This is a genomic window from Arthrobacter sp. JB02-1C (assembly GCF_057748045.1).
In genome coordinates this window covers 3,286,984-3,307,222 of record NZ_CM173235.1, presented here as the reverse complement: position 1 = coordinate 3,307,222, position 20,239 = coordinate 3,286,984, and the positions used below count along the sequence as shown (strand labels likewise).

Below are 20,239 nucleotides of genomic sequence, written 5' to 3'. Positions count from 1 at the left end.
CCGGCGTTGAGGCACAGCGTGAGCCGGTCCGAAGTTCTTTGGCCCCAGGTTCCGCACGCAAATCTAGTAATAAACGTCGAGAGAAGTGAGTTCCACAGTGGTGTACGCGATTGTCCGCGCAGGCGGCCGCCAAGAGAAGGTTTCCGTTGGAGACTTCGTTACCCTGAACCGCGTCCCCGGTGGAGCCGGCAGCACCATTGAGTTGCCCGCACTGCTCCTGGTAGACGGTGACAAGGTCACGTCTGCAGCCAAGGACCTGGCCAAGGTAACGGTTACGGCTGAGATCCTGGAAGACCTTCGTGGTCCCAAGATCGTCATCCAGAAGTTCAAGAACAAGACCGGTTACAAGAAGCGCCAGGGCCACCGTCAGGAACTGACCAAGGTCAAGATCACCGGCATCAAGTAACTAGCGTTACTGTTCAGGTTTTCAGCAGATTCCCCAGAATTTTAAAGGCAGGCATTTCAAATGGCACATAAAAAAGGCGCGAGCTCCACTCGCAACGGTCGTGACTCCAACGCCCAGTACCTCGGCGTCAAGCGCTTCGGTGGCCAGGTCGTCTCCGCAGGCGAGATCATCGTCCGCCAGCGCGGCACCCACTTCCACCCGGGCGCCGGCGTTGGCCGCGGCGGCGACGACACCCTGTTCGCTCTGACCCCCGGCGCCGTCGAGTTCGGCACCCGCCGCGGTCGTCGCGTTGTGAACATCGTGGCTGCTGCAGCCGCAGAGTAACAACCAGTTCTAAATCGGTGGAGCGGGCCAGTAGGTCCGCTCCACCGGTGTTTTAACCGCATTACAATCATCTTGGGCCCCTCGCGGACCCGAGGAACAGCATTGAGGAGATCCACGTGGCGAGCTTTGTAGACCGGGTAGTACTGCACGTATCCGGCGGTACCGGCGGCCACGGCTGTGTCTCCGTGCACCGCGAGAAGTTCAAGCCGCTCGGCGGCCCCGACGGCGGCAACGGCGGCAACGGCGGCGACGTCATCCTGCGCGTGGACCCGCAAACCACCACCCTGCTCGACTACCACCACGCCCCGCACCGGCACGCCACCAACGGCGGACCCGGCATGGGGGACTGGCGCGGCGGCAAGAACGGCGAGACCCTGGTTCTTCCGGTTCCCGAAGGCACCGTCGTCAAGACCAAGGACGGCACGGTCCTCGCGGACCTCGTCGGCGAGGGCACCGAATTCATCGCCGCGGCCGGCGGACTGGGCGGGCTCGGCAACGCCGCGCTGTCCTCGCAGAAGCGCCGCGCCCCCGGTTTCGCCCTGCTCGGCATCGAAGGCGACTCCAGCGACATCGTCCTGGAACTGAAGTCCATCGCGGACATCGCCCTGGTCGGCTTCCCCTCCGCCGGTAAGTCCAGCCTGATCGCCGCCATGTCCGCCGCGCGACCCAAGATCGCCGACTACCCCTTCACCACCCTGATCCCCAACCTCGGGGTCGTGCAGGCCGGCGACGTGCGGTTCACCATCGCCGACGTCCCGGGACTGATCGAAGGCGCCAGCGAGGGCAAGGGCCTCGGCCACCACTTCCTGCGCCACGTGGAACGCTGCGCCGCGCTGGTCCACGTCCTGGACTGCGGCACCCTGGAAGCGGACCGTGATCCGCTCTCCGACCTCGCGGTGATCGAAGCCGAGCTGGAAAAGTACGCCGTGGACATGAGTTACGCCGGTTCGGACGGCGAAGTCGTGCCGCTGAACCACCGCCCCCGGCTGATCGCCTTGAACAAGGTGGACCTTCCGGACGGCAAGGACATGGCCGAGTTCGTGCGGCCGGAACTCGAAAACCGCGGCTACAAGGTCTTCGAAATCTCCGCCACGAGCCACGAGGGGCTCCGCCAGCTCGGCTTCGCCATGGCCGAGATCGTGAAGGCCGCGCGCGATGCCGTGGCCGCGACCCCGCCCAAGGTGCACGCCCCCGTGCTGCGCCCCCGCGCCGTCAACGAAAGCGGCTTCATCATCCGCCGCGAGGAAAAGAACCTGGAACCGCTGTTCCGCGTGCTCGGCGACAAGCCGGTTCGCTGGGTCAAGCAGACCGACTTCACCAACGAGGAAGCGATCGGCTACCTCGCGGACCGCCTCGCGAAACTGGGCGTCGAGACCGAGCTGTTCAAGCAGGGCGCCAAGCCGGGCGACACCGTGGTCATTGGCGAGGACGACGGCGTCGTCTTCGACTGGGAGCCGACCATGATGGCCGGCGCCGAGCTGCTGGCCTCGCCGCGCGGCACCGACGTCCGGTTCGCCGACATCGGCGACCGCCCGACCCGCGGTCAAAAGCGCGAGGAACAGCAGGAGCGCCGCGAGGCCAAGGCCGCCGCCCGGGCCGAGCTCGAAGCCGAGCGCAAGGCCGGGATCTGGACCGAGTCGGTCAGTGGCCGCCGCGCTCCGCAGCCGCTCAAGGAGAGTGGACTCGGCGAGACCGATGACGAGTAACGCCGTCGCCGTTCCCGGCGCGGCCGGGGCACCGGGGCGCGCCGTCCTCGCCGGCGCCCGCCGGATTGTGGTCAAGGTCGGGTCCTCCTCGCTCACCTCGATCAAGGGCGGCATCGACGACGAAGCGCTGACCGACCTCGCCGACGCGCTGGCGCACAAACGCAACGCCGGCACCGAGATCATCCTGGTCTCCTCCGGGGCGATTGCCGCCGGCCTGGCCCCGCTGGGCCTGGCGAAGCGCCCCCGTGACCTCGCCACCCAGCAGGCCGCCGCCAGCGTGGGCCAGGGCCTGCTGATGGCCCGCTACACGCATGCGTTCGGCGCGCACGGCGTCACCGTCAGCCAGGTGCTCCTCACGGCCGACGACTTCATGCGCCGCAGCCAGCACACCAACGCCTTCCGCGCCCTGGACCGGCTGCTGAACCTCGGCGTGGTGCCGGTGGTCAACGAAAACGACACCGTCGCCACCCACGAGATCCGTTTCGGGGACAACGACCGGCTCGCAGCCCTGGTAGCGCACCTGGTCCGCGCCGATGCACTGGTGCTGCTCTCCGACGTCGACTCGCTCTACGACGGGCCCCCCTCCCACGGCGCCACCCGGATCCCGCACGTTTCCGGGCCTGGCGACCTGGCGGGCGTCTCCATCGGCAGTACCGGCAAGGCCGGCGTCGGCACCGGCGGCATGGTCACCAAGGTGGAGGCCGCCTCCATCGCCGCCGGCTCCGGTATCCACGCACTTGTCACCTCCACCGCCAACGCCGCCGCGGCCCTGGCCGGGGAGGACGTCGGCACCTGGTTCTCCGTCAACGGCGCCCGCAAACCGATCCGGCTGCTCTGGCTCGCGCACCTGGCGTCCGTACAAGGCAGCCTGGTGCTCGACGACGGTGCCGTCCGGGCCGTCCGGGACCGCCACACCTCGCTGCTGCCCGCCGGGATCACCGCGGTCCGCGGCGACTTCGAAGCCGGCGACGCCGTGCAGATGGTCGGCACCGACGGAACGGTGATCGCCCGCGGCCTGGTGAACTACGGCGCCGACGAACTGCCGCAGATGCTCGGCCGCTCCACCCGCGAACTCGGCAGGACGCTGGGACGCGGTTATGACCGCGAAGTTGTTCATGTTGACGACCTGGTGCTGGTCCAGGCTCTCCGCTCGCCTAAACTTGGAGCATGACTGAGGCCCTGACTTCGCCCCCCGCCCTGCCTGCCAACGACGCGCCCGCCGGCGTGCCGGCAGCCGCAGCGGTGGTCGAGGCGGCCGTCCACGCCATTGCGGACCGCTCCCGCGTGGCGTCACGCCGGATGGCCCGCGCCAACCGTGCCCTCAAGGACCACGGCCTGCGCTCGGTGGCCGCGGCGCTGCTGGAGCATGAGGATGCGATCCTGGCCGCCAACGCCGAGGACGTCGCCGCCGGCCGGGCCGGCGGGACCTCCGCCGCGCTGCTGGACCGGCTTACCCTGACCGGTCCCCGGGTGCGGTCCCTCGCCGCGGCCCTCGAAAACCTTGCCGGACTGCCGGACCCGGTAGGCAACGTGGTCCGCGGCCAGACCCTGCCGAACGGGCTGCGGCTGCGCCAGGTGAACGTGCCGATGGGAGTGGTCGCCGCCATCTACGAGGCGCGCCCCAACGTCACCGTGGACATCGCAGGGCTGGCGCTGAAGAGCGGCAACGCCGTGATCCTGCGCGGCGGAAGCGCCGCCGCCGCCACCAACGCGGCCCTGCTCGGCATCCTCCGCGCGGCCCTGGAGTCCGCCGGGCTGCCCGCCGACGCCGTCCAAAGCGTCGACGATTACGGCCGTGAGGGCGCCAATGTGTTGATGCGTGCCCGCGGCCGCGTCGACGTGCTGATTCCGCGCGGTGGCCGCGAGCTGATCCAGACCGTCGTGACGAACTCCTCGGTGCCGGTCATCGAGACCGGCGAAGGCAACGTGCACATCTTCCTCGACGCCTCCGCGGACGAGGACATGGCCGTCGAGATCCTGCTCAACGCGAAGACCCAGCGCCCCAGCGTCTGCAATACCGTGGAGACGCTGCTGGTGCACTCCGGCTCGACGGTGCTGCCCGCGGTCGCGGCGGCCCTGCGCGGCGCGGGGGTCACCCTGCACACGGACGACCGGATCCGGGCGGCGCTGCCGGCGGAGGTTGACTCCGTCCCGGCCACCGAGGCGGACTGGGCCACCGAATACATGGACCTGGACCTGGCCGTGGCCATGGTCGACTCGCTGGACGAGGCGGTGCAGCACATCCGTACCTGGTCCACCGGCCACACCGAGGCCATCCTGACCAACGACCTGGCCAACGCCGAGCGCTTCATTGCCGAGGTGGATTCGGCCGCGGTGATTGTGAACGCTTCCACCCGTTTCACCGACGGCGGCGAGCTGGGCCTCGGTGCGGAGGTGGGCATTTCGACGCAGAAGCTGCACGCCCGCGGTCCGATGGGCCTGACCGAACTGACCACGACCAAGTGGATCGTCCAGGGCGAAGGACAGGTCCGCGCCTAGCAACGCGCGTCCACCGGCCCACGCGGTAACATGGAACAGAAGCCAGGAACGGCGGGAACGTCCGCCGTCGTAAATTAGTGAACCTAGTAGGGGAGAACATGCTGTTTCAGCAGATCGCCACGTCCGTCAGCGCCGCCGTCGAACACGAGGAGTTGGCGCCGCTCATTGCGCCGCCATTCGTGATCGGCGGCGCGATGTTCGCGGTCCTGCTGGTCCTGATGTTCATCACCCTGTCCTACGGCAACCTTGGCAAGCGCCACGAAGTTGTCGAGGAGCACGCGGATCCGCACCGCCAGCACCCGGCCAAGCACCCGGGCCCGGGCCACTGATATTTCCGCCACAGTGAAGCAGCACGGCGCGACACGCCGCCTGCGGCTCGGTGTGATGGGCGGGACATTCGACCCGATCCACCACGGCCACCTCGTTGCGGCCAGCGAGGTCGCCGCGAAATTCGGCCTCGACGAAGTGGTGTTCGTTCCTACCGGTCAGCCCTGGCAGAAGAGCAGCAGGAACGTCAGCGAGGCCGAACACCGGTACCTCATGACCGTCATCGCCACCGCCTCGAATCCGCGGTTCACGGTGAGCCGGGTGGACGTCGACCGTCCCGGCCCCACCTACACCATCGATACCCTGCGGGACCTGCACAGGCTGCGCCCGGACGCCGACCTGTTCTTCATCACCGGCGCCGACGCGTTGGCCCAGATCCTGTCCTGGAAGGACATCAACGAGCTGTGGTCGCTCGCGCACTTTGTCGGGGTGACGCGGCCCGGGCATGAGCTTGACGGCATGGGCCGCGACGACGTCAGCCTGCTCGAGGTCCCCGCGATGGCGATCTCCTCGACGGACTGCCGGGTCCGGGTCGCCGCGGGCAACCCGGTCTGGTACCTCGTGCCGGACGGGGTGGTCCAATACATCGCCAAGTACGGACTGTACGACAGCCAGTCCGGCCCCGACATTCACGCCTCCGGGCCGGTCTCCGAACCAACCCAAACCGCCAGCACCGAATGAGCCTTCAATGAGTCAGGAACAGCCTCCCATCCGCAGCCGCCGCGAACTGCGCCGGGCCAGGGATGAGCGCCAGGAAGTGAAACCGGGCGCCGGTACCACGGGTGCCGGTGCTGTTCCCGTTGCGCCGCAAACGGGCGGCCCGGCCGATTCCGGACCTGCCAAGAGCGGCACGAACCCCGCGTTCTCGGACCGCCCGGCGGAGCCGACCGAGGCGGAAACCACCGGCCGACGCCGGTATGCCGGCCCGGTAGACCAGGTACAGACCACGTCACAACGGTCCTCGCAGATCCGCGCCCGCGACCGCGCCGCGCTGCGCACCATCAAGGAGCTGGCCGAGAAGGAAGGGCAGCTGTCCGTCGGCGGACCGCTCACCCGCCGGCAGCTGCGGCTCCAGCAGTTGGCCGAGGAGACGGCGCCCGCCACCTCCGCCAACCCGATCGTTCCGATGCCGTCGCCGCGGACCCGCTCGCACCCCGTCGTCGCAGGGCAGCCTGCTGCCCCAGGACAGCCCGGTGCCGGGGGACAGCCCGCCGGTCCGGAAACTGCCGGTCCGGAAACTGCCGGTCCCGAAACTGCCGGCCCGGGCGGCCAGCTGCCGGAAGGCATGAGCGTTGAGCAGGCCCTTGCGGCGCGGGAACTCCTCGCGGAACAGGCCCGCAACCAGCTGGCAAAGATGGAACACATCGCCGCCACCGATCCGGAAGCCGTCAATCCCGAGGTACTTGCCGAGCAAATCGCGCTTGCCGAGCGGGCGGCGGTCCTGAACCGGCGGGCCGCGGCGAAGCAGAAGCTGGCCGAGCAGAACAGCCAGCCCTCCCCGCGGGCCGAGCAGCCACGCAACGACCCGCGGGCCGAGCAGCCACGCAACGACCCCTCGACCGCCAGCAACCTCGCCATGGTGACGCCGCTGGAATTTGTCGAGGTCCCTGGCGTGGAGCGGCCGGTCATGAAGCGCCCTGCCACGTCATATGTGCCGCTGGTCACCAACCCCAGCCCCAAGGTCCAGCCGACCCGTACCTCGCGCCGGCCCGGCTCCTCCCGCCAACGCGATGGCTCCGCCGTCAACGGCCGCTCCGGCGTCCTCGCCCGGGCGGAAGCAGCCGCACAGGCGGGCCGCCGCCCGCTCCTGGGGTCCGCCGCCGCCCGGCCGGACGCACCGTCAGCGGGGGAGGACCTGGCCGCCGGTCCGCCGGTGGCCGCCAACGCCGCCTACGGCCTGGAACCACTGGACGTGGCGACAGCCGGACTGGGCCGGGCCCGGCGCCTGCGTACCCTTCAGCTCGGGATTCTGGCGCTGGGCGTCCTGGCGCTCATCACCGGCGTCGTCCTGATCATCACCGGACTGGGTCACTGACCCCGGACCGGCACCGACACCGACATGGCCTGCACCCCGTGAGGGAGCCGGTCTTGCCTCTGCGGCCCGCCCGGGGAACGGCGCGGTTCCGCAGCCACTCGTAAGTTTCACTTTCAACAGCTTTTAACGTTTACCAAGGAGTCCCGTGACTGCAACTGATTCATCCATCGCCACAGCCCGCCACGCCGCCCGAGCGGCCGCGGACAAATTGGCCGAAGACATCGTCGCCCTGGATGTCAGCGAGCGGCTTGCCCTGGCCGATGTGTTCCTGATTGCGTCCGCACCGTCCGAGCGGCAAGTCAACGCCATCGTGGACGGCATCGAGGACGAGCTGGCCAAATTCGACCGCAAGCCGGTCCGCCGCGAAGGCCGCTCCGGCGGACGCTGGGTCCTCCTGGACTACGCCGACGTCATCATCCACGTCCAGCACGAGGAAGACCGGGTGTTCTACGCCCTTGAGCGGCTCTGGAAGGATTGCCCGGTGGTCGACCTCCAGCTGGCGGACGACGTTTCGGCGAAGGCTGCCGCCGCCACCGAGACGGACTAGCCCCGGAACGCCGCCGCCTGGGCCGGACCGCGCCGAATATGCCCGATTTGGAATTTTCAGAAGTGCTGTTCTAAGATATTTGAGTTGCTTCGCGGAGATCGATCACGGAGCAGCGAAAATTCGGGGCTGTGGCGCAGCTGGTAGCGCACCTGCATGGCATGCAGGGGGTCAGGGGTTCGAGTCCCCTCAGCTCCACCAACTGTCCGCCGGAATCGCAAGATTCCGGCGGACATTTTTGTTTTTTGGAGCAGCCGGAAAAGGCGCCCCGTTGCTGGAATGCCGCGGCGCGCCGATTAGCGTCCAGCGGCTTTGTGGATTAAGCTAATCAGGTTGCTTGATCGAACCCGCCAGCGGGCCGGCTGCAACGGTGGTTTTGGGGCTGTGGCGCAGCTGGTAGCGCACCTGCATGGCATGCAGGGGGTCAGGGGTTCGAGTCCCCTCAGCTCCACCAATCGAGGTCCCGCTCTTGGAGCGGGGCCTCGTTTTTGTATTTCTCGCTTTTATTTGCCGCCGGCCGCTCAATTAGGATGAGGAACGTGAACGAAGTCCCGCCGCAGGAGCCTTCGGGGCGATTCGCCGACGTGGTCGTGATCGGCGCCGGACAGGCCGGCCTCTCCGCCGCCTACCACCTGCAGCGGCGCGGATTCATCCCAGCCGGCAGCTCCGGCGCCGGCCGCCCCGAACCAGGAACGCTCAGCTACGTGGTGCTCGACGCCGAGGACGGCCCCGGCGGTGCCTGGCGGCATCGCTGGAAGAGCCTGCTGATGGCCACCGTGAACGGCATCAGCGACCTGCCCGGCATCCCGCAGCCGTCGGTGGACCCGCAGGAGGCAAGCTCAAGCTTCCTCAGCCGCTACTTCGGAGAGTACGAGGCGGAACTGGGCCTGGCCATCCGCCGCCCCGTGAAAGTCCAGGCCGTCAGCCGCGAGGACAGCGACCCGGCCGGCCTCCTGCGCGTGGCGACCACGGACGGCGCCTGGCAGTCCCGGGCCGTGATCAACGCAACCGGCACCTGGACGCGGCCCTTCTGGCCCATTTATCCGGGTCAGTCCAGCTTCCGCGGCCGGCAGCTGCACGTCGCGGACTACGTCGCCGCCGAAGCGTTCCGCGGCCAGCACGTGATCGTCGTGGGCGGCGGGATCTCCGCCGTCGGACTGCTGGACGAGATCTCCCAGGTCACCAGCACCACCTGGTTCACCCGCCGTGAACCGATATGGCGGGACGCCGCCTTTGACCGGCAGGCCGGACACGACGCCGTCGCCCTGGTGGAGGAACGGGTGCGCCAGGGGCTCCCGCCGCAAAGCGTCGTTGCCGTCACGGGCCTGATCTGGACGCCGGCCCTGCGCGCCGCCGCCAAGCGCGGGGTGCTGCACCGGAACCCGATGTTCACCGCCATCGAACCCGGCGGGGTCCGGCTCGCCGACGGCGGCTTCCTGGCCGCGGACGTCATCCTCTGGGCCACCGGTTTCCGGGCCGAGCTGGAACACCTCGCCCCGCTGCACCTGCGCGAACCCGGCGGCGGCATCGCCATGGACGGCACCCGGGTGGCGGCCGAGCCCAGGGTCCATCTGGTCGGCTACGGGCCCTCCTCCTCGACCATCGGGGCAAACCGCGCCGGGCGGGCCGCCGTCGCCGGTATCGTCAGCCTGCTCACCGGCCCCGGCCGGCAGCCGGCCCTGTCACCCACGCGCGGCTGAACGTGACGGGCAGAGAAGAGTCCGGCAGAGAAGAATCCGCCAGAGCAGAAGGGGCACCCATGGCAGAAAGTGCAGGCCTTGACACCCTGCTTTCCCGGCTCCGGAGATTCCCCGACGTCGAAGCGGCCAACCTGCAGGCCTGGGATGCCACCGACCGGCTGTTGCTGGACACGGCCGCCGAACTGCGCACCGCCGGCCGGCTGGACCCCGCCGCCCGGATCGCCGTCGTCGGTGACCGCTACGGCGCGCTGACCCTGGGCGTGCTGACCCAGGGATGGCACGCCGCCACCGACGGCGGCGCGGTGCGGGTGCACCAGGACCTGGTCACCGGCGAACGCGCGCTGCTTCGCAATGCCACCGCCGCAGGACTCACGGACGGCTTCGAGCAGCTCCCGCTGGACGCGGCCCTCGACGGCGCCGGCCTGGTCCTGCTGCAGCTGCCCAGGTCGCTCAGCGAACTGGAGGAGATCGCCGACGCCGTTGCCCGGCACGCCGCACCGGGCGTGGTACTGCTCGCCGGCGGGCGGGTCAAACACATGAGCCTGGGCATGAACGCCGTGCTGGAGCGCTATTTCGGCGAGGTGCAACCCCAACTGGCGCGGCAAAAGTCCCGGCTCCTGCTGGCCCGGTCACCCCGGCCCGTCGACGGTTCCCCGGCCTTTCCCAGGATCGAACACAACGCCGAGCTGGACCTAACGGTCTGCGCCCGGGGTGCGGTGTTCGCCGGCACCGGCCTCGACATCGGGACCCGGTTCCTGCTGGATTTCCTGCCGGACATGCCAGCCGTGCCGCGCGCCGTCGACCTCGGCTGCGGCACCGGGATCCTGGCCGCCATGTACGCCCGCAGCCACCCCGGGACCCGGGTGACGGCGACCGACCGGTCCGCGGCCGCCGTCGAGTCCGCCCGCGCCACGGCCCGCGCCAACGGCCTTGACGGCGGGATCGAGGCCCTGCAGGACGACGCCATGAGCACCCTGCCGGACGCCTCCGCGGAGCTGGTCCTGCTCAACCCGCCCTTTCACCTCGGCGCGGCGGTCCATGCCGGGGCGGCGGTCAAGCTGATCGAGGCCGCCGCCAGGGTGCTGGTCCCCGGCGGCGAACTCTGGACCGTCTTCAACAGCCACCTGCGCTACCGGACGGCGCTGGAACGGCTGGTCGGCCCCACCCGCGAGGTGGGCCGCAACGCGAAGTTCACGGTCACCGCCAGTGTCCGCCGGGCAGGGGCGTAGGCCCTGCAGCGGACGGGACGTCCGGCGGGACGCGCCGGGTGCGGAAGGGGTACCGCGAAGGTGCGGGATCTGAAGCGCGAGTACCGTAGCATGCAGACATCAGCAGTGCTTCGCCGCCAACACTTCGAAGACATACAGAGGTATCAGTGACTGAGATCCGCACACCGTCGCCACGGCGCGGTACCAACCTCCCGCGGATGGGGGACTTCAACCTCACGGTCATCCTCGACGCGATCCGCCGCGCCCCCGGCGGCCTCAGCCGGGTGGAGCTGGCGCAGATCGTCGGGCTCTCACCGCAGACCATCTCGAACATTTCCCGCCGGCTCCTGGACCAGAATCTCATTGTCGAGGCCGGCAAGGAAGGGACCGGCCCCGGCAAACCCCGGACCATGCTCCGGCTCAACCCGGGCGGTATGTACGCCGTCGGGGTGCACCTCGATCCCGCGGTCCTGACATTCGTGCTGCTGGACCTGGTCGGCTCCGTCGTCAAACATGCCCGGATCACCACGCCGCCGCGGGCGGACCCGGAAGCAATCATCGGGATCATCGCCGGCGCGATCCGGCAGCTGATCGAGGAATCCGGCGTGGACCGGACCAGGGTCGCCGGGCTGGGGGTCGCCTCGCCGGGGCCCATCGACCTCAAGGAGGGCGCGGTGGTGGACCCCCCGCTGCTGCCCGGCTGGGAACGCGTCCCGCTGCGTGACGCCCTCGCCGAGGCGACGGGCCTGTCCACGCTGCTGGACAAGGACGTGACCAGCGCGGCGGTGGCCGAGACCTGGGCCGGCGGCCCGAGTGGCGCCGGGAGCTTCGTCTTCGTGTACATGGGCACCGGAATCGGCTGCGGCATCGTCCTCAACGACGAGGTCATCCGCGGCACCTCGGGCAACGCCGGCGAAATCGGCCACATTATCGTGGATCCCGACGGGCCGGAATGCGACTGCGGCCAACGGGGCTGCCTGAAGTCGTCCGCCATCCCGCAGGCCCTTGTGGCCCAGGCGGAGGCCGACGGGCTGCTGGACGGGGACCGCACGGAGCGGAGCGCCCCGGCGGTGCAGGAACGCTTCGCGGAACTGTGCGCGCTGGCCTACGCCGGCGACGAGGCAGCGCTGGCCATCATCAACAAGTCCGCCGTGCTGGTGGGCCGGGCTGTTTCTGCGGTCACCAACGCCTTGGACGTGGACCGCGTGGTCTTTGGCGGCCCGTTCTGGAGGTGCCTCGAGACGGCCTACCTGGGGCACATTTCGGACCTGGTCCGGGCCAACAGCGCCACGGGCAAGATCCACGGAATCGAGGTGGTGGGCACCGGCGTGGGCGAGGACGTGGCTGCGGTGGGCGCGGCCTGCCTGGTCCTGGAGCACACCCTGGCACCGCGTTCGCAGCGGCTGCTGCTGGAGGGCTGATACAGCAGGCCTGCAGTCAGTCGATGTCTTCGATCACGGTGCCGAACGGGATCGTTTCGTCTAGGTGCGCCTGGTGGTCGTGCGGATGCACCACCACCCGCACGCCGTGCCGCCGGTCCGCGGCCGACTGCATCAGAATCGGACGGACCGCGTTGACGACGCTCTCGGTCTGGCCGGCGAGGTACTCCTGGTAACTGGCTGGTAGCTGGATCATGCCCTCAGGATAGACCTGCCCCGGCGCGTAGGGGAGTGGCTGACGGCGTCCGCCCACGCCGCAAGGGGAGCGGCCGCCGTCGTACGTTTGAGGCATCGACTGCCGAGCAGACGCCGTTTTGACCTCTCAAAAGGGCCGCTGCGGAGCAGTCGCTTCAGGGTGCCCAGACAATCTCGTCGTCGACCACGCCGTCCTCATCGGTCGAGGCGACCAGCACCTCGTCGGTGAAGCGCGCGCCGAGGGTGAAGTCGAGCACGAAGTAACGCTCGGGCTGGCCGGGAAAGATGCCCACATGGCCCAGCTTCAGGGCGTTCAGGAACACCCTGGTGGTGAGCTCGGACCGTTCGTTTACGCCGAAGATCTGCCGCAGCGTCTCTGGCTTGAGGGCGTTGCAATGAAACCGGAGGTACTCCTGCGGGCTGGTGCCTTCCTGCTCCAGCTCCTCGGCGATCATCTCGCGGACCTGGTCCACCACCTCGGGCAGGAAACGCAGCCGGTAGTCGACCTTGTGCAGGGCCGCCTCGTCGAAGTGGTCGTGCGCGCTGACGGTCAGGTCAAGTTCCACCGGCTGGCCCGCCAGCTCGTGGCGCGCGGCGTAGCAGTGGTCATGGCCGTGGTTGAGGTCGACCTCTCCAAAGTGCTGGCTGGCTACCCTGCGCATATCTTCAACATAGTCCTCAATACTGGCCCCTTCCAGCATTGCGCGGTATTTGTCCGTTACTGCCTGGCTGCCAGGGCGGTGGCCCGGGCGTCAGTCGCGGCGCGCGGCGCCGAGTTGGTGCATGGTGTCCGCGAGCAGCTCGACGAACAGCTGGACCTGCGCGGTCTGCTGGTCCTTGGGCAGCAGGGCGAAGACGTTGCGCGCCAGCCGGATCTCCGGAACGTCGAGGACCACGACGCCGTCGGGCCGGTGCTGCAGGGCCAGTTCCGGGACCAGGGCCGCGCCGAGGCCGGCGGCGGCCATGCCCAGGCTGGCGTGGAAATCGTCGCTGTAGGCCACCACCCGGGGGTGCAGGTTGCAACTGGCAAAGAGCCGTTCGATCACGGTGGCGTCGGAGGTGCCGGGGTGGTGCACAATCCAGGGCATCTCGGAGAGGTGGTCGGCAGCCACGTTGGAGCCTGGCCCGATGCCCCACGCGGCGGGCAGTACGACCCGGAAGTTGTCGTCGCCGACCCACTGCCGGTTCAAGGTGTGCGGCCAGGCCAGGCCCGACTGGCCCACCTGGTAGACCAGTGCAATGTCGAGTTCGCCGCCGGTGCGCAGGCCCTGGATGGTCTGGCCCGGCTCGGCCACGGAGACCCGCAGCTCGATGCCGAGGTTCTTCCACGCCGGGTTCTGCAGGATGCGGGGCAGGACGTAGGTCGCCAGGCTGGGGAAGATGCCGAGCCGGAGTTCCTGGCCGGCGCCCTCCTGGGTGCGGGCCGCGGCGGCCAGGAGCGCGTCGATATCGGTGAGGACCTTGGCGGCGTGCCGGGTCATGACGACGGCGGAGTCCGTGGGCTTGATGCTGCGCGCTGAGCGCTGGAACAGTTCCACCCCGGTGTCCCGCTCCAGCGCGGACATCTGCTGCGACACTGCCGAGGCGGTGTAGCCCAGCCGGGTGGCGGCCGCTGCGAACGAACCGAGCCGGACCACCTCCACCAGCGTCCTGAGGTGCACGGGGTTGATCAACGGCGGGCCCTTCGAATGGTGGCGGTGAGGGGGGAGCGGAATCCCGCTTCATTCTGGCACATTGGTTGCAGGCGCTGCCCGCAGTGGCTTTTGCGCTGTCCGGAAAGTCGCACACATCCGAACGGCGCGTGGCGACGAATTGCCACTCAAAGGGGCCCGCCCGGGCACCTCAGGCAATGCAGGCGACCGACAGGAGTAAAGCAGTGGAGCGAGGAGCCAGTATCCCGGACGGGCGGCGGGTTGCCGTGATTGGGAGCGGGGTGGCCGGGCTGACGGCCGCCTATGTCCTCAGCCGCCGGGACCACGTGACGGTGTTCGAGGCAGATGCGCGGCTCGGCGGCCACGCCCACACCCACGACGTCGGCCAGGCGGACGGCTCGGTATTGGGCATCGACACCGGCTTCATCGTCCACAATGAGCGGACCTACCCCACCCTGCTGCGATTGTTCGAGGAACTTGGCGTGCGGACCCAGGACTCGGAGATGAGCATGTCCATCCGCTGCGACGGCTGCGGACTGGAATATGCCGGCGCCCGGGCCGGCGGGCGCGGCATCATTCCCCGGCCCTCAACTGTGCTGCGCGGCCGCTACCTGCTGATGCTGCTGGAGGTCACCCGCTTCTACCGGCGGGCCCGGGCCCTGCTCAGCGCGGCGCAGGCCGCACCGGCAGGCACGCCGGAGCCGACCCTGGGCGAGTTCCTGGACCGGGAGAACTTCAGCAGCTACTTCATCGTGCACTTCATGACCCCCGTGGTCAGCGCTGTCTGGTCCTGTGACCCGACCACTGCCCTCGCCTACCCGGCCCGCTACCTCTTCACCTTCCTGGGCCACCACGGACTGCTCGGGGTCAAGGGTTCCCCGCAGTGGCGGACCGTCACCGGCGGTTCGCGCAGCTACGTGGACAAGCTCGCCGCGACGCTGCCGGACATCCGCCTGGCCAGCCCGGTGACGCGTGTCCGGCGGCACCCCGCCGGGGTGGAGATCAGCTCCCGGCAGGCCGGCACGGAAAACACCGGCACGGAAAACACCGAGTACTTTGACGCCGTCGTGATCGCCACGCACCCGGCGCAGGCGCTGACGATGCTCGAAGACGCCTCCGACGCCGAACGCCAGGCGCTGGGGGGGATGCCGTATTCGGTCAACCACACAGTCTTCCACCGGGACGATGCCGTGCTGCCCGCCAGCGACAACGCCAAGGCCTCCTGGAACTACCGGCTGCCCTCCTGCAACGCCCGCCCGGACCGGGTCCTGGTCAGTTACGACATGACCCGGCTGCAGCGGCTGGAACCGGCGGACGGCAGGCGCTACATTGTCAGCCTGGGCGAGTCCGAACTGATCGGGGACGGCACGGTGCTGGAGAAGATGGTCTACGAACACCCGCAGTACACTCCGGATTCGCTGCGCGCCCAGGAGCAGATCCGGGGCCTCGGCGACCGCAGGCTGGCGTTTGCCGGTGCCTACCACGGCTGGGGTTTCCACGAGGACGGCGCCCTGTCCGGGGTGCGCGCGGCGGCCCGGCTGGGCCGGGACTGGGAACCCGCCGTCGCCCGGCAGGATGCGGAGCGGCAGGATGCGGAGCTGCAGGATGCGGAGCTGCAGAATGCAGCCCTGGAGGGGGCATGAGCGGCACCGCAGCGATCTACCGCACCTCGATCGCCCACGTCCGCCGCACCCCGCTGCGCAACGCGTTCACCTACCGCAGCTACAGCTGGTATGTCGACGTCGACGCGCTTCCGGCGCTGCCGCGCTGGCTGTCCCCGCTGGCCGGCTTCTCCCCGGCGGACCACCTGGGCGACCCGGACGGGACCCTGCGCGGCAACGTCGAACGCTACCTCGCCACCCAGGGCATCACGCTCGACGGCGGCCGGATCAGCATGCTGGCCAGCGCCCGGGTGTTCGGCCATGTCTTCAACCCGCTGAGCCTGTTCTGGTGCCACGACGCCGCCGGCAGCCTGCGCTGTGTGGTGGCTGAGGTCCACAACACCTACGGGGAGCGGCACTGCTACCTGCTGGAGACGGACGACGCCGGCCGCGCCACCGTTCCCAAGGCCTTTTACGTGTCGCCGTTCAACGACGTCGACGGCCGGTACCGGATGAAGCTGCCGGAACCCGCGGAGCGGCTGGCCGTCTCGATCGTGCTCGAACGCGACGGGCAGAAGCCCTTCGTCGCCACCGTGGACGGCATCCGCCAAGACGCCACGGCCCGGAACATCCTGTCGGCGGCGCTCGCCGTCCCGCTGGCCCCGCTGCGGGTGGCGGCGCAGATCCGCTGGCAGGGAATCAAGCTTTGGGCCCGCAGGTTGCCCATCATCAAGAGACCACACCACCCCTCACAGGAGGCAGTCCAGTGACCATGACCGAAGCGACCGGGCCCCTCGCCGCGGAGGCGGCGGACACCGGAACCGGTTCCCCCGCGGCGCCCTACACGGTTCCTTACACGGTGCCGCAGCCTCCAGCCGTGATCGACGCCGGGATCTGGCCCAGCGTCGCCGCCGTACCGTCGAGCCTGAAGGCACGGCTGGCCGGACGGGCCGCCGACGTGATCTTCCGGGCCGCGGTACGCCGGCTGCCGCTGGAGGTCCGCTATCCCGACGGCAGCGTGCTGGGCCTGGGCAGCGCGAAGGGCGCGCCCGTCCCGGTCATGACGATGCACCGGCCGGAGGCGTTTGCCACCCGGCTGGGCGACGGCGGCCTGATCGGCCTGGGCGAGTCCTACATGGCCGGAGACTGGGACGCGGATGATCTCACCGCGGTGATGGAGGTCTTTGCCGCCCGGGTCGGTTCCCTGGTGCCCGAGCCGCTGCAGAAGCTGCGGGGCCTCTACCTGCCCCGCACGCCGCGGACCGAGCGGAACACGGAGCAAAACACCCGCTCCAACATTTCCCGGCACTACGACCTGTCCAACGAACTCTTCGGGACCTTCCTGGACAGCACCATGACCTACTCCAGTGCCCTGTTCCCCGATCGCGGTGACGGGCTGCGCGGCGTCGGGTGGGAAGACCTGGCCGCGGCCCAACAGGCCAAGATCGACCGGCTGCTGGACAAGGCGGGCGTCCGGGAAGGGACACGGGTGCTGGAAATCGGCACCGGCTGGGGCGAACTCGCCCTCCGGGCGGCGGCCCGTGGGGCCACTGTCTACTCGGTAACCCTCTCCAGCGAACAACAGGAACTGGCGCGGCGGCGCGTGGCCGAGGCCGGTTATGCCGATGCCGTCACCATCGAGCTCAAGGATTACCGGGCGGTCGAAGGCGAGTATGACGCCGTCGTGTCCGTCGAAATGATTGAGGCGGTGGGCTACGAGTACTGGACCACCTATTTCCAGACCATCGAACGGGTCCTGGCACCCGGCGGAAGGGTCGCCATCCAGGCCATCACCATCGGCCATGACCGGCTGATCGCGACCCGGACCAGCTACACCTGGGTGCACAAGTACATCTTCCCGGGCGGGGTCATCCCGTCGGTACGTGCCATTGAGGAGGTCACCGAGAAGCAGACCGGGCTCCGGGTCCGGGAACGCCTGGCCATGGGGGAGCACTACGCCCAGACCCTGCGGCTGTGGGCCGAGCGTTTCATGGCCCGCGGCCCGGAGGTCCGTGACCTGGGCTTCGACGAGGTCTTCCAGCGGATGTGGCTCTTCTACCTGTGCTATTCCCGGGCCGGCTTCGAAACCGGGTACCTGGATGTGCAGCAGATCGTGCTGGACCGGGTCTCCGGCAAGGTCGCCGCGAAACGCGCCGGCGGAGCGGGCCGGGCATGAGCGAGGGGCTCGCGCAGACCATCGAGGAAGTCCTGCGGCCGGTGGTCGGCGGGGAACTGCCGGTCCGGCTGGCCGTGTGGGACGGCAGCGAGGCCGGCCCGGCCGGCGCGCCGGTGGTGCGTTTGACGTCGCCGAACGCCATCCGCCGGCTGCTCTGGGCGCCGGGCGAACTGGGCGCGGCGCAGGCCTACGTGACCGGGGAACTGGACGTCGACGGCGACCTGAACTCGGTCCTGGAACACCTGTGGAAGGTGGTCCGGGACCGCGGCCTCACCGGCGTCCGCCCCACGCCTTCGCTCCTGGCCGGGCTGGCACGGCTTGCGAAGGCGGCCGGTGCCCTCGGCGCCCCGCCGGAACCGCCGGCCAGCCAGGCCCGGGTGAAGGGGCGGCTGCACAGCCTGGTCAGGGACCGGGCGGTGATCAGCCACCACTACGACCTGAGCAACGATTTCTACGCCCTGATCCTTGACCCGCAGATGGCCTATTCCAGCGGCTACTGGACCCAGCAGGCAGGGGAGGGGGGCCCGTCCGGCAGTTACGGACTGGAGGACGCCCAGCGCGACAAGCTGGATCTGGTCTGCCGCAAGCTGGGGCTGGAGCCCGGCATGCGGTTGCTCGACGTCGGCTGCGGCTGGGGCTCGCTGAGCCTGCATGCCGCGCAGCACTGTGGCGTCGACGTCGTCGGCGTCACCTTGTCGGTGGAACAGAAGGTCTTCATCGACGCACGGATCAAGCAACGCGGGCTGGAGGGGCGCGTTGAGATCCGGGTGCAGGACTACCGGGAAATCCCGGACGGGCCGTTCGACGCCGTCGCCTCCCTGGAAATGGGTGAGCACGTAGGGCAGCGGAACTACCCCGTGTACGCGGCGGCGCTGTTCCACAACGTGGTACCGGGCGGCCGGGTGCTGGTCCAGCAGATGTCCCGGCGCGGCAAGCACCCGGGCGGCGGGCCATTCATCGAAGGGTTCATTGCCCCGGATATGCACATGCGCCCGGTCGGGGAGACCCTGGGATTCCTGGAGCGGGCGGGGTTGGAGGTCGAGGCGGTCCAGGCGATGCGCCGCGACTATGTCCGCACGCTCGAGGCCTGGTATGCCCGGTTCGAGGAGAACCACGAGGCCGCCGTCGAAATGATGGGCGTGGAGATCGCCAGGGTCTGGCGGCTGTACCTGGTGGGCGCGCTGCGCAGCTTCGCGGAGGGCCGGATGGGCGTGGAACAGCTCCTCTGCAGCCGGCCGGAGTAGCAACGGTCACAGGCACGGCAGAAGCTGGGCGGGCGCCGCGGTGCCCGCCTTTTCTGTGCCCGCTTTTTCTGTGGCTGCGGCCACTGGCGCGACACGCCGTCCGCGGGGCGACACGCGGGGCGATTAATTGTGGCTAAGTACTCCACAGGGTGTGGATTCCGTCCGCGAAAACGGCTGAAACCCGGACATTTTGAAGGTCCCTGCCTGTGGATTAAAAGTGGGTTAAATGACATACTTGTAATACATCATCTTGGGGTCCGCGCAGGGCTCTTGCACTACATGTAGTATCGACATACAGTTCGAGCGCAGCGGTTGAAGGCCGCGAGGCGAGGCCATAACGGATAGGGATTCCTGTTCCGAGTCGGCCCCACCGGACACGAATCACAGACTTAACTAAGGGGACTCAGGACATGACCGTTACGGTTTACACGAAGCCGGCTTGCGTGCAGTGCAACGCCACCTATCGCGCCCTCGACAAGAAGGGCATCGCGTACCAGAGCGTCGACATCTCCCAGGATGCCGAGGCCCTTGAGCGCCTCAAGTCCCTGGGCTACATGCAGGCCCCGGTCGTCGTGACCGACCAGGACCACTGGTCCGGCTTCCGTCCGGACAAGATCGAGGAACTGGCGCAGGCCGCCGCCGTCGCGGTCGCCTGAAAGCCTGACCACAGCACCAACACAGCAATGAGGTGAATCCCATGGCACTGGCAACGGCCGGCACGCCGCCGGTTGCAGGATCCCGGGACTCAGTCCGGACCACGGCCAGCCACCTCATCTACTTTTCCTCCACTTCCGAGAACACCAAACGCTTCGTGACGAAGCTGGGCATCGACGCCGCCCGGATCCCCCTCCTTGCGAGGGAACCGGCACTCTTGGCGACCGAGCCGTTCGTGCTGGTCCTTCCCACGTATGGGGGGACCGGGGGAGAGGGATCCGTTCCGAAGCAGGTCATCCGCTTCCTGAACGACCCGAGGAACCGGCAACAGCTCCGTGGAGTGATCGGGGCGGGCAACACGAACTTCGGGGACAACTACTGCATGGCCGGCGACATCGTGGCCGCAAAATGCCAGGTCCCCCACCTATATCGTTTCGAACTCATGGGCACGCCGGAAGACGTCAGCCGAGTACAACAAGGATTGGAAGAATTTTGGACACGACTGTCGCAGACACCGCAGTGAACGGGC

Annotated in this window: 21 protein-coding genes and 2 tRNA genes; 20 read left to right on the top strand and 3 right to left on the bottom strand. The window is 68.9% G+C overall.

Features of this window, described 5'->3' with window-relative positions; all coding sequences use genetic code 11:
* Window positions 1-97: 97 nt before the first annotated feature.
* The 14 genes from rplU (at window position 98) to AC3ANP_RS15415 (ending at window position 12,170) form a co-directional block, all read left to right on the top strand.
* Window positions 98-406, top strand: a complete 309-nt coding sequence (rplU, locus tag AC3ANP_RS15480; protein ID WP_056738360.1) for a 50S ribosomal protein L21 — start codon at window positions 98-100, stop codon at window positions 404-406.
* A gap of 60 nt (window positions 407-466) precedes the next feature.
* The gene (rpmA, locus tag AC3ANP_RS15475) at window positions 467-730 is read left to right on the top strand and encodes a 50S ribosomal protein L27 (RefSeq protein WP_009372867.1); all 264 of its coding nucleotides are present in this window, start codon (window positions 467-469) and stop codon (window positions 728-730) included.
* A 116-nt stretch (window positions 731-846) separates the two neighbouring features.
* The gene (obgE, locus tag AC3ANP_RS15470; protein ID WP_488331020.1) at window positions 847-2,436 is read left to right on the top strand and encodes a GTPase ObgE; all 1,590 of its coding nucleotides are present in this window, start codon (window positions 847-849) and stop codon (window positions 2,434-2,436) included.
* Entirely contained in the window at window positions 2,426-3,607 is a 1,182-nt protein-coding gene (proB, locus tag AC3ANP_RS15465; protein WP_488331019.1) for a glutamate 5-kinase, read from the top strand. Before obgE ends, proB begins: the two co-directional genes overlap by 11 nt.
* A complete protein-coding gene (locus AC3ANP_RS15460) occupies window positions 3,604-4,935 on the top strand; it encodes a glutamate-5-semialdehyde dehydrogenase (RefSeq protein WP_488331018.1) in 1,332 nt (443 codons plus the stop codon). Before proB ends, AC3ANP_RS15460 begins: the two co-directional genes overlap by 4 nt.
* A 98-nt stretch (window positions 4,936-5,033) precedes the next feature.
* Window positions 5,034-5,264 (top strand): hypothetical protein, encoded by a 231-nt coding sequence (locus AC3ANP_RS15455; RefSeq protein WP_488331017.1) that lies wholly within the window; start codon window positions 5,034-5,036, stop codon window positions 5,262-5,264.
* Window positions 5,265-5,319: 55 nt separating this feature from the next.
* A complete protein-coding gene (gene nadD, locus AC3ANP_RS15450; protein WP_488333083.1) occupies window positions 5,320-5,943 on the top strand; it encodes a nicotinate-nucleotide adenylyltransferase in 624 nt (207 codons plus the stop codon).
* 7 nt (window positions 5,944-5,950) lie between these two features.
* The gene (locus AC3ANP_RS15445) at window positions 5,951-7,297 is read left to right on the top strand and encodes a hypothetical protein (protein ID WP_488331016.1); all 1,347 of its coding nucleotides are present in this window, start codon (window positions 5,951-5,953) and stop codon (window positions 7,295-7,297) included.
* Window positions 7,298-7,442: 145 nt separating this feature from the next.
* Window positions 7,443-7,844 carry a ribosome silencing factor gene (gene rsfS / locus AC3ANP_RS15440; protein WP_488331015.1) on the top strand — a complete coding sequence of 134 codons (402 nt, stop codon included), beginning with the start codon at window positions 7,443-7,445 and terminating at the stop codon, window positions 7,842-7,844.
* 122 nt (window positions 7,845-7,966) lie between these two features.
* A tRNA-Ala gene (locus tag AC3ANP_RS15435) sits at window positions 7,967-8,042 on the top strand.
* A gap of 177 nt (window positions 8,043-8,219) precedes the next feature.
* Window positions 8,220-8,295, top strand: a tRNA-Ala gene (locus tag AC3ANP_RS15430).
* A gap of 85 nt (window positions 8,296-8,380) precedes the next feature.
* Window positions 8,381-9,541 carry an NAD(P)-binding domain-containing protein gene (locus tag AC3ANP_RS15425; RefSeq protein WP_488331014.1) on the top strand — a complete coding sequence of 387 codons (1,161 nt, stop codon included), beginning with the start codon at window positions 8,381-8,383 and terminating at the stop codon, window positions 9,539-9,541.
* Window positions 9,542-9,600: 59 nt separating this feature from the next.
* Window positions 9,601-10,770, top strand: a complete 1,170-nt coding sequence (locus AC3ANP_RS15420) for a class I SAM-dependent methyltransferase (protein WP_488331013.1) — start codon at window positions 9,601-9,603, stop codon at window positions 10,768-10,770.
* A gap of 146 nt (window positions 10,771-10,916) precedes the next feature.
* The gene (locus AC3ANP_RS15415) at window positions 10,917-12,170 is read left to right on the top strand and encodes an ROK family transcriptional regulator (RefSeq protein ID WP_488331012.1); all 1,254 of its coding nucleotides are present in this window, start codon (window positions 10,917-10,919) and stop codon (window positions 12,168-12,170) included.
* Between the two features lie 16 nt (window positions 12,171-12,186).
* Here the strand turns inward: AC3ANP_RS15415 and AC3ANP_RS15410 are convergent, their stop codons facing one another.
* From AC3ANP_RS15410 to AC3ANP_RS15400, 3 genes are all read right to left on the bottom strand, one after another.
* A complete protein-coding gene (locus tag AC3ANP_RS15410) occupies window positions 12,187-12,384 on the bottom strand; it encodes a hypothetical protein (RefSeq protein ID WP_488331011.1) in 198 nt (65 codons plus the stop codon).
* 154 nt (window positions 12,385-12,538) lie between these two features.
* Window positions 12,539-13,045 (bottom strand): DUF2004 domain-containing protein, encoded by a 507-nt coding sequence (locus AC3ANP_RS15405; protein WP_488331010.1) that lies wholly within the window; start codon window positions 13,043-13,045, stop codon window positions 12,539-12,541.
* A 90-nt stretch (window positions 13,046-13,135) separates the two neighbouring features.
* Window positions 13,136-14,056, bottom strand: a complete 921-nt coding sequence (locus AC3ANP_RS15400; RefSeq protein WP_488331009.1) for a LysR family transcriptional regulator — start codon at window positions 14,054-14,056, stop codon at window positions 13,136-13,138.
* Between the two features lie 203 nt (window positions 14,057-14,259).
* Here AC3ANP_RS15400 and AC3ANP_RS15395 point away from each other — a divergent pair, with 203 nt between their 5' ends.
* The 6 genes from AC3ANP_RS15395 to nrdI all read left to right on the top strand — a co-directional run bounded on the left by AC3ANP_RS15395 (window position 14,260) and on the right by nrdI (window position 20,233).
* Window positions 14,260-15,678, top strand: coding sequence for an NAD(P)/FAD-dependent oxidoreductase (locus tag AC3ANP_RS15395; protein ID WP_488331008.1), 1,419 nt, complete (start codon window positions 14,260-14,262; stop codon window positions 15,676-15,678).
* The gene (locus AC3ANP_RS15390) at window positions 15,675-16,406 is read left to right on the top strand and encodes a DUF1365 domain-containing protein (RefSeq protein WP_488331007.1); all 732 of its coding nucleotides are present in this window, start codon (window positions 15,675-15,677) and stop codon (window positions 16,404-16,406) included. Before AC3ANP_RS15395 ends, AC3ANP_RS15390 begins: the two co-directional genes overlap by 4 nt.
* A complete protein-coding gene (locus tag AC3ANP_RS15385) occupies window positions 16,403-17,812 on the top strand; it encodes a class I SAM-dependent methyltransferase (protein ID WP_488331006.1) in 1,410 nt (469 codons plus the stop codon). Before AC3ANP_RS15390 ends, AC3ANP_RS15385 begins: the two co-directional genes overlap by 4 nt.
* Window positions 17,809-19,056: a class I SAM-dependent methyltransferase gene (locus AC3ANP_RS15380; protein ID WP_488331005.1), complete on the top strand. Its 1,248-nt coding sequence runs from the start codon at window positions 17,809-17,811 to the stop codon at window positions 19,054-19,056. Before AC3ANP_RS15385 ends, AC3ANP_RS15380 begins: the two co-directional genes overlap by 4 nt.
* A gap of 410 nt (window positions 19,057-19,466) precedes the next feature.
* Entirely contained in the window at window positions 19,467-19,712 is a 246-nt protein-coding gene (gene nrdH, locus AC3ANP_RS15375) for a glutaredoxin-like protein NrdH (RefSeq protein ID WP_018773329.1), read from the top strand.
* A gap of 41 nt (window positions 19,713-19,753) precedes the next feature.
* Window positions 19,754-20,233: a class Ib ribonucleoside-diphosphate reductase assembly flavoprotein NrdI gene (nrdI, locus tag AC3ANP_RS15370; RefSeq protein ID WP_476897697.1), complete on the top strand. Its 480-nt coding sequence runs from the start codon at window positions 19,754-19,756 to the stop codon at window positions 20,231-20,233.
* Window positions 20,234-20,239: the final 6 nt, after the last annotated feature.